This window comes from Caballeronia sp. DA-9, from assembly GCF_051615025.1.
In the GTDB taxonomy this organism is placed as follows: domain Bacteria; phylum Pseudomonadota; class Gammaproteobacteria; order Burkholderiales; family Burkholderiaceae; genus Caballeronia; species Caballeronia sordidicola.
Window position 1 is genome coordinate 3,696,583 of record NZ_CP195133.1, and the last position, 8,336, is coordinate 3,704,918.

The following is an 8,336-nucleotide window of genomic DNA, read 5'->3' on the forward strand; positions in this document are numbered from 1 at the left end:
GTATCGGCGCTGTGGAATAAAATTTCCAGCAAAACGGAGACATTCGATGCAAATCCACATCCGCGAGATTGATCACGTCGTGATTCGATGCGCGAACCTCGACGCCATGGTCCAGTTTTACGCCACAGTGCTCGGCTGTCCGGTGGAGAAAGAACAGCGCGAACTCGGGCTGATACAAATGCGCGCCGGGCGGTCGCTGATCGATCTGCTGGCGGTGGGCGCCAGAATTGACCGGCCAGAAAGCGGCGCGCCGGGCACGGGGTGCAACGTGGATCACGTTTGCCTGCGCGTAGAGCCATTCGACGCCGCCGCGCTACGTGCCCATCTGGTGGAAAACGGCGTGCGCCTGGGCGAAGAAGCTCGCCGATACGGCGCGGAGGGTTTTGGCCCATCGCTGTATTTCTTCGATCCGGAAGGCAATCTCATTGAATTGAAAGGGCCGCCGGAGGTTTGAAACGCGCGGCTGGGCCTAGCGCGGCGCGCCCTTGAACACAGTCCAGTCGATGGCAACCGGATCCACGCTTGCGCTGCCAAGCGATGCCTCGCCGTCCTGCACCGTGCATTGAAGCCGCATTGTCCGTTCCGCCAGCGCGCCGAGCGCCGCGGCAACGCCGTCGGTGAGCGACCAGACGGTGACGTTTTGCATCCGTTCGACTTTCGACTTCACGCCCTGCCACCAGATCTCGGATGTCCGGCCGCCGTACGCGATCACCATGACCCGATCCGCCCGCCCGCTCGCCTTTGCGATGCGCCGTTCTTCCGGCTGTCCCACCTCGATCCAGGTTTCGATTTGCCCCGTCAGATCCTTTTGCCAGAGATCGGGCTCGTCGGTGTCCGACAGGCCTTTGGTAAATTCCAGGCGCTCGCTCGCGAACAAGGCGAAGGCGGCGACGCGCACCATCATCCGGTCGTCGGTTTCGGACGGATGCCGGGCAATCGTCAGCGCGTGGTCGCCGTAGTAATGCCGATCCATGTCGGCGATTTGCAGCTCAGCTTTGTAGATTGTGGATTTAAGGGCCATGCAGCACCGGAAGGCCTCGGGTGGGAGGCCGTAAAAGGGATTTGGAAGAGAATTTGGACGAGGAACGCCGCTTTTGGCGTGCGCCGACGCGTGATGATACCGAACGCGTTCGTTGATTGCGCAGATTGACGCGAGGACTGGCGTTGACGCAGAGGATTGCGTCAGAACTGGCACACGTTGTTGCTTGAGGTTGCACGCCTGAATGCAAAAGGGCGGCAAACGCCGCCGGTTTGTTTGTGGCTTTTGCGTAGCGTTTTTTGAGCTTATTGCTTGATAAATCGATCCGCGGTCCACATGCCTTGGGTATCGCTATTTGCGGCATTCACGAATTCGACATCATGGCCAATGACCCGTACCACGCGAAAATCCGCGTTTTCGGGTGTCGCCAGACATTGAAACCCGGAAAAGAACTCCTGCATTTTCTGATGTTCGCCGGCTTGAGCGTGTTGATCGGCGGAATCGAATTTATCCTTCGATAAACATCCATACGAATTAGGCAGGAAACTGAATGTTTGTTGCGGCTGGATGAGCTTGTCTTGTGCCTTGACAGAAGTGATTGCGGCAAACACGCAGATCACCGCGAAAGCAGCGGCAGCGCTCTTTTTCATTTATAGCCTCCATGCAACCGTCTCTGGGGAAGTAGCTATGTATTCAGTGGCTAGTTATTAATATGCAGCGTTTATCGTAGACCACGAATTTGAAAGAGCAAGCACGAGTTGTGTGCGTTTGCAACACGACAGATTGCCGCACCTTGGTGGATTTATTAAAGCGCCTTATTGGTGGACCGGCTAAATGAAATCCAGTAATTGATGCAGCGCAATCCGCGTTCGCTATAAAAAATGCCCGGCTCATTAGAACCGGGCATTAAACCTCACGAGTGAGGGAGGAGACACTTCGCATTACCGGACTTGATCGCTGGTCGAAGTCCGCCGAACAATGAGCAGCTTGTGTGCCAGGAACGCTTGGACCGAACAAGGCCCTAGCGCGCTATTTGTGCACAAATTGTTGTCAGAAACGCGCCGGCATGGATTAATCGAAGCTTCTTCCAAGGAGCTCATATGACACTCGCCCAATGGCTGCCGTTCGCGATCGCATCGGCAATACTTGTTGCAATCCCCGGACCGACCGTGCTGCTCGTGGTGTCGTACGCACTCGGACACGGCCGCAAATACGCTCTCGCGACTACTGCCGGCGTTGCTCTGGGCGACCTCACTTCAATGACAGCTTCCATGCTCGGACTCGGCGTGCTGCTCGCGGCGTCGGCGGAATTGTTCATGATGCTCAAATGGGTCGGCGCGGTGTATCTCATCTATCTGGGTATCAAGCTCTGGCGTGCACCCGTAATGGATGCCGACGCGGTCCGGCCACCCGCCGAATTGCGCACGGGACGGATCGTCGCGCATGCTTATGCTGTGACGACATTGAACCCGAAGAGCATCATTTTCTTCGTGGCGTTCCTGCCGCAATTCATCGATCCACACGCGGCCGGCATTTCGCAGATCGCGATCATGGAGGCGACGTTTGTCGGGCTGGCGGCGGCGAATGCGTTTGGCTACGCGATGCTGGCGTCGGTGGCGCGGCGAGCGATCAGGCGTCCGAGCGTGCAGCGGACGGTGAACCGGACGGGCGGTGTCTTGCTGATGGGTGCGGGAGTGTTTGCGGCGGTTTGGAAGAAGGCGGGGTGATATAGGCTTGCCTGCGTCAGGGCACTTCATTGGCGAGGGTGAAGTGCCGATCAACTCGAACCATCATTTCCCGATACAAAACCGGCTAAAAATCACGCCCAACAAATCGTCCGAACTGAACTCGCCAGTAATCGAATTCAACTGATCCTGCGCAAGCCTCAGTTCTTCGGCGAACAGGTCGAGCGCCTGGGCGTTTTGATCAGCGTGATCCGCCGCTGTGGCCAAATGCTCGCGCGCCGCCCGCAGCGCAATCAAATGCCGCTCGCGCGCCAGGTAGATGCTCTCAGCGCCCGCTTGCCATCCTGCGATCTTCAGCAATTCCTCGCGCAGCAGCGCAATCCCATCTCCCGTTTTCGCCGATAAACGAACCTCGCGAACATCATCGCGGGCGATCGAGGCGGCCGCCTTCACACCCGCCAGATCCGCCTTGTTCAACACGCGCACGACCGGCACGCCAACAGGAAAACGTGCGGCGATGGCGGTGTCGTCCACGCTCAGCGTTTCGCGTGCATCGAGCAGATGCAACACCACATCCGCGCGGTCGATCTCGCCCCATGTCCTTTCAATTCCGATCCGCTCAACCTCGTCCTGCGTGTCGCGCAAACCGGCGGTATCGATGACATGAATCGGAATGCCTTCAATCTGAATGGTCTGCGTAACCTTGTCGCGCGTCGTGCCGGCAATTGGCGTGACGATGGCGAGTTCCGCGCCTGCCAGCGCATTGAGCAACGAAGACTTGCCGACATTCGGCTGCCCCGCGAGCACCACCGACAAACCCTCGCGCAACAACGCGCCTTGCCGCGCATCGGCGAGCACTTTGTCGAGCAACGCCCGGATGCGTGCGAGCTTGCCGCGGGCATCGGCGGCTTCGAGGAAATCGATCTCTTCCTCGGGGAAATCAAGTGTTGCTTCGACCAGCATCCGCAACGTGATCACGTCTTCCACGAGCGCATGGATCTGGCGGGAAAACGCACCATCGAGTGAACGGCCGGCCGAACGCGCGGCAGCCTCCGTGCTTGCTTCGATCAAATCGGCAACGGCCTCGGCTTGCGCTAGATCGAGCTTGTCATTGAGGAACGCGCGACGCGTAAACTCACCCGGCTCGGCGAGGCGCAGGCCGAACTCGCGCCCGGCATCTATGGCGCGCTGTAGCAGCAGTTGCATGACGACAGGTCCGCCATGTCCCTGCAGTTCGAGCACATGTTCGCCGGTGTAGGAATGAGGCGCGGGAAAGTACATGGCGATACCGCGATCAAGTGCTTCACCGTGTGCATCGACAAATGGCGCATACGTCGCGTGACGCGCTTCGAGCAACTGGCCGCACAGCGCGAGCATGGCGTGTTTCGCGGCCGCTTCGCCCGCTCGCCCGAACGAAAGCCGCACCACGCCAATACCGCCGCGACCCGGCGCAGTAGCGATCGCGACGATCGGATCGGAGTCGTTATTGGACATGATTTTCTCGAATGAACCGGCGATAAATGAGTCGCGGCATTGTAGCGCGGCGAGTTGATTTCGCTTAGCTAACCAACGACGTTAAGACAATTCTTAATCTATCTTATGTGGGCTATGATGGTCTGGAGGATGGGTCGGAGATGTGCATCATTTCGGTGTACGCAAATGTCACGGGTAAGGGCTTTGCATGGACTGGCAATTCAACCCCGAAATTTTGTTTGTTTTCCTCGCACACGATAAAAAAGCGGAAACTTGCGCCATATCTAGCGCAGACGGTTGACTTAGCCAGTGCGTTTGCCTCGCACAATCGCGACCTATGCCAACGCCCCAAGAGAAAGCCGATTTTTCGGATCGGCTCAAATTTTCGATGACCCGCGCGCCCGAGAAGATGCGCGGCGCAACTGATCTCGCCTTGCATTTCAATTTGCGATATCACGGCGAACCTGTTTCAGCTCAGACAACTCACAAATGGCTGACTGCGCGTTCGATTCCCACTGCGGACAAATTGGCTACGCTCGCAGCGTGGTTCAAGGTTGAGCAACATTGGTTGCATTACGGACCGCCGCCAAGCGGCAATCCACAAAGCACGCCCAAACCGATTGCCCACGATGAGAAGTATCCAGCGTCCGAAGAAACGCTCGAACTCGCTTCGAAGATTGAAGCGCTATCACCGCATCACCGGTATTTGCTTGAAGAACTTGTTGACCAGTTCTATGGGGCGGGGAGTAAACGGTGAAGCGCTCTCGTTCAAAATCTGAATCAATAGAATGTTGGGGAGCTTTCGCAAGGTTTATCGACCTTTCAAGCGGATGTGGGAAAGCTCTTTAAACCCCTCATAAACAAAAAAACGCCCGGCATAACCGGGCGTTTTCATTCAACCGTTTGCAGTCAAAGACCGAACCTCAAGCCTTTGCTACCTTCTTCTGTCCCATCATTCGCGTGATGTAATACTGCTGCGCGATGGAAAGCACGTTGTTCACCACGTAATACAAAACCAGCCCTGACGGGAAGAAGAAGAACATGACCGAGAAAGCCAGCGGCATGAACATCATCATCTTTGCCTGAACCGGATCCGGCGGCGTGGGATTCAACCGCGTTTGCAGGAACATGGATACAGCCATCAGCACCGGCAAAATGAAGAACGGGTCGGCTTGCGACAAATCGTGGATCCACAAGATCCACGGTGCACCGCGCATTTCCACCGACGACAGCAACACCCAATACAGCGAAATAAACACCGGAATCTGCACCACCACAGGCAGACAACCGCCAAACGGATTCACCTTCTCGGTCTTATAGAGCGCCATCAGTTCCGCGTTCATCTTCTGCGGATCGCCCTTATATCGCTCGCGAATCTGCGTCATGCGCGGCGTGATGGTCTTCATGCGCGCCATCGACTTGTAGCTCGCCGCCGACAACGGGAAGAACACCGCCTTGATCAGCAGCGTGAGCAGGATGATCGCCCAGCCCCAGTTGCCAACATAGCTATGGATCTTCTCGAGCAGCCAGAACAGCGGCTTCGCAATGATCGTCACCATGCCGTAGTCTTTCACCAGCTCGAGACCCGGCGCGATGCCTTCGAGCATGCGCTCTTCTTCTGGACCTGCGAAGAGGCGCGCCTTCACGTCGATGGTTTGTCCAGGCGCAATGGTTTGCAACGGCTGCTGCACGCCCACGCGATACAACGCCGGATCGATTTTCTGCACATAGATATCGCGCTTCACGCCCTGCTGCGGAATCCACGCCGATGCGAAATAGTGCTGCACCATCGCGATCCAGCCGTTATCGGCGGAAGGCGTAAACGTTGCCTTGTCCTTGTCGATATCGCTGAAGTCGATTTTCTGGAAGTGATGCTGGTCGGAATAAACAGCCGGCCCAATGAACGTGTGCGAGAAACGCGGCGTTTCCACCGGCGAGTTGTCGCGTACCAGTTCCATATAAAGACGCGGCGTGACCGGCGCGGTGCCGACGTTCTGCACCTTGGTGTCGACGTTGATCACGTAGCTGCCGCGCGTGAACGTGTAGGTCTTGACGACCTTCACGCCACCCTTGGCCGCCGACTCGAATGCAAGCGACAGCGTGTTGCCGTTACCCATCGACGTCTGGCCACCCGGAACCAGCGTGAACACGTCGTTGTGGTTCGGGAAGTCGCCGCCGAGCAAGCCCGTGCGCGCGAGGTACGTGTGCGTGGCGGTGTGGTCGAAAAGCGTGATGTACAGGTCGGGCTGCTTGCCGTCGCCTTCTTTCACGAGCGACAGCTTCGAGAGCGTGCCGCCGCGTGTGTCGATGTCGCCGGAATACACGTCGGTGGTGAACTTCACCAGTTGCGCGGCGTCGGCGGCCGGCGTGTTGGCGCCAGGAACCGCGGCGGCGCCGGGCGCCGCGGGCGAACCCGGAGCGCCGGCAGTGGCGGGCAGGTCGGAGGCGTGCGTGCCCGGCGTCGTGGTTCCCGGTGCTGCCGTGGCCGCCGTCTTAGTCGGAACGGCGCTCGGGAAGAACATCGACTGACGCCCATGGTCACGTTGCCAGTTGTCGAACAGCATGACAGCCGACATGAAAAAGATGACCCATAGGACGGTACGTTTGATATCCATGCGTTGTCTCAGTGTCGATCGAAAAGCGCGTTATGGGCGCCGTTTGGGTTTGAACTCACCACGTCCACCTTGTCCGTCGATAAAGACGGATCAGGCGAATGTGCTGGATTCGGGGCAGAGTCGGCGACTGGGCCCGCCGCCGGCACGCCATCCTGCGGAACGCAGCCGGCGGCGCACGGTGGCACGGGAACCAGATCGATGCCGCCAGCCGAAAACGGATGGCAGCGGCACAGACGTTTTGCTGCGAGGAATGATCCACGCGCGGCGCCATGATACTGGATTGCTTCGCGCGCGTAGTCAGAACACGATGGGTAAAAGCGGCACCGGTTGCCGAGCATGGGGCTCACCGCAACCTTGTAAAAGCGCAATAAGGCGATCAACGCCGTTTTTGCAATGTGTGCCGTTTGCATAGGATTCACGCCTGGACCCAGGTCCGGCGGACCGGTTTTCCGTCTGGCGCTGCTCAAGAGCCCGCGGGCGTGGGTGGATCGTTGGCAGTAACCGGCGCATCCGGCCCGGAAGCGCGTCGCGCGGCTTCGCGCACGGCACGCTCGAGCAGAGCGTCGATTTCCTCGCGACACAACGCGCGCAGTGGCGGTGATTTTGCGCTCGGCATGGCCTTGCGGTCGATCTTCGCGTGCATGCGCAACAGGATGTCCCAGCCGCCGAGTTCCGCGCGCCGAAGCCTGAACGCTTCGCGCGCGAGCCGTTTGATCAGGTTACGCGTCACGGCGCGCGGCGCAAACTTCTTGCCGATAACCAGTCCGAGCCGTGCTTCGTTGCCCGTCGGCTTGCCGTACAGGACGAAATGCGGGGACCGGCGCCAAGGGCGCAAACGAAAAACGGATGAATACTCATCCGTTTTCAGCAGCCTTGCGGCCTTGGGGAACGCGGCACGTGCTTGCAACTGACCGATTTCCTGTCCGGAGTCCGTCGTACGCTGCGCCTCCTGGCCATCGCTCGCGTTGGGGCGTGTGCCGGTGGGCGCTGTCGATATCAATAGCGACCTTGGCGACCTGGACCCGGCGACCTTAAACTGCCAGGCGCTTGCGGCCCTTCGCACGGCGAGCGTTGATGACCTTGCGGCCACCGGCGGTCTTCATGCGGACACGAAAGCCATGGGTGCGCTTGCGACGGGTTACGGAAGGTTGGTAAGTGCGTTTCATGTTGGTCTCACTTGGGTAAAAACGGACCGCGCGGCATGACGAAGCGACATAAAAAGTGACGCACCGGCCGGTGGTACAGGAATTCGGGTTTTGCGGAACCCGCTATTTAAACCGTTTTCCTATTGACCGTCAATAGGTTACGGTGCATGAGGGCCGTTTTCGGGCGAAGTCCACAGGTCAGCGGATTCGCTTCGCAAGATGGTCCGTCCCTGTGGATAACTCGCGCCGTGATTCCATTTGGCGTTAGAATCACCCCTCAATCCGAAGCAACCGCACGTAGTCCCGGTCCGCTGTACCGCCTGCAAAATCAGGCTGGACAAGACTTCGGGGCACGCTTGTCCGCACGCATCCGGCTTTCGCGCCTGATAGCCGCGCGGGCCGCGGCAGGACTCGCGGTAAACCCTAACGACTGCACTCG

The 8,336-nt window shown here is 58.7% G+C and carries 9 protein-coding genes and 1 pseudogene; 3 read left to right on the plus strand and 7 right to left on the minus strand.

The window, feature by feature from the left end:
* Window positions 1–46: 46 nt before the first annotated feature.
* On the plus strand, window positions 47–454 hold the full coding sequence (locus ACRWA7_RS33270; protein ID WP_438394917.1) for a VOC family protein: 408 nt from the start codon (window positions 47–49) through the stop codon (window positions 452–454).
* 15 nt (window positions 455–469) lie between these two features.
* On the opposite strand, the gene ACRWA7_RS33275 is transcribed toward ACRWA7_RS33270, so the two are convergent.
* The gene (locus tag ACRWA7_RS33275; protein ID WP_438394918.1) at window positions 470–1,021 is read right to left on the minus strand and encodes a YaeQ family protein; all 552 of its coding nucleotides are present in this window, start codon (window positions 1,019–1,021) and stop codon (window positions 470–472) included.
* A gap of 263 nt (window positions 1,022–1,284) precedes the next feature.
* The gene (gene sap1 / locus ACRWA7_RS33280; protein WP_438394920.1) at window positions 1,285–1,629 is read right to left on the minus strand and encodes a surface attachment protein Sap1; all 345 of its coding nucleotides are present in this window, start codon (window positions 1,627–1,629) and stop codon (window positions 1,285–1,287) included.
* Window positions 1,630–2,079: 450 nt separating this feature from the next.
* On the opposite strand from sap1, the gene ACRWA7_RS33285 reads away from it, so the two are divergent.
* Window positions 2,080–2,706, plus strand: coding sequence for a LysE family translocator (locus ACRWA7_RS33285; RefSeq protein ID WP_438394922.1), 627 nt, complete (start codon window positions 2,080–2,082; stop codon window positions 2,704–2,706).
* Window positions 2,707–2,769: 63 nt separating this feature from the next.
* Here ACRWA7_RS33285 and mnmE read toward each other — a convergent pair whose 3' ends face one another.
* Window positions 2,770–4,158 carry a tRNA uridine-5-carboxymethylaminomethyl(34) synthesis GTPase MnmE gene (mnmE, locus tag ACRWA7_RS33290; protein ID WP_438394924.1) on the minus strand — a complete coding sequence of 463 codons (1,389 nt, stop codon included), beginning with the start codon at window positions 4,156–4,158 and terminating at the stop codon, window positions 2,770–2,772.
* 316 nt (window positions 4,159–4,474) lie between these two features.
* On the opposite strand from mnmE, the gene ACRWA7_RS33295 reads away from it, so the two are divergent.
* Window positions 4,475–4,894: a hypothetical protein gene (locus tag ACRWA7_RS33295; RefSeq protein WP_060817564.1), complete on the plus strand. Its 420-nt coding sequence runs from the start codon at window positions 4,475–4,477 to the stop codon at window positions 4,892–4,894.
* A 166-nt stretch (window positions 4,895–5,060) separates the two neighbouring features.
* On the opposite strand, the gene yidC is transcribed toward ACRWA7_RS33295, so the two are convergent.
* The 4 genes and pseudogenes from yidC to rpmH all read right to left on the minus strand — a co-directional run bounded on the left by yidC (window position 5,061) and on the right by rpmH (window position 7,918).
* Window positions 5,061–6,752 carry a membrane protein insertase YidC gene (gene yidC / locus ACRWA7_RS33300; protein WP_438394925.1) on the minus strand — a complete coding sequence of 564 codons (1,692 nt, stop codon included), beginning with the start codon at window positions 6,750–6,752 and terminating at the stop codon, window positions 5,061–5,063.
* Between the two features lie 179 nt (window positions 6,753–6,931).
* Window positions 6,932–7,162, minus strand: a pseudogene (gene yidD, locus ACRWA7_RS33305) (membrane protein insertion efficiency factor YidD); the annotation flags it as partial.
* A 53-nt stretch (window positions 7,163–7,215) separates the two neighbouring features.
* Entirely contained in the window at window positions 7,216–7,659 is a 444-nt protein-coding gene (rnpA, locus tag ACRWA7_RS33310) for a ribonuclease P protein component (protein WP_438394927.1), read from the minus strand.
* A gap of 124 nt (window positions 7,660–7,783) precedes the next feature.
* Window positions 7,784–7,918 (minus strand): 50S ribosomal protein L34, encoded by a 135-nt coding sequence (gene rpmH, locus ACRWA7_RS33315; RefSeq protein ID WP_006998755.1) that lies wholly within the window; start codon window positions 7,916–7,918, stop codon window positions 7,784–7,786.
* Window positions 7,919–8,336: the final 418 nt, after the last annotated feature.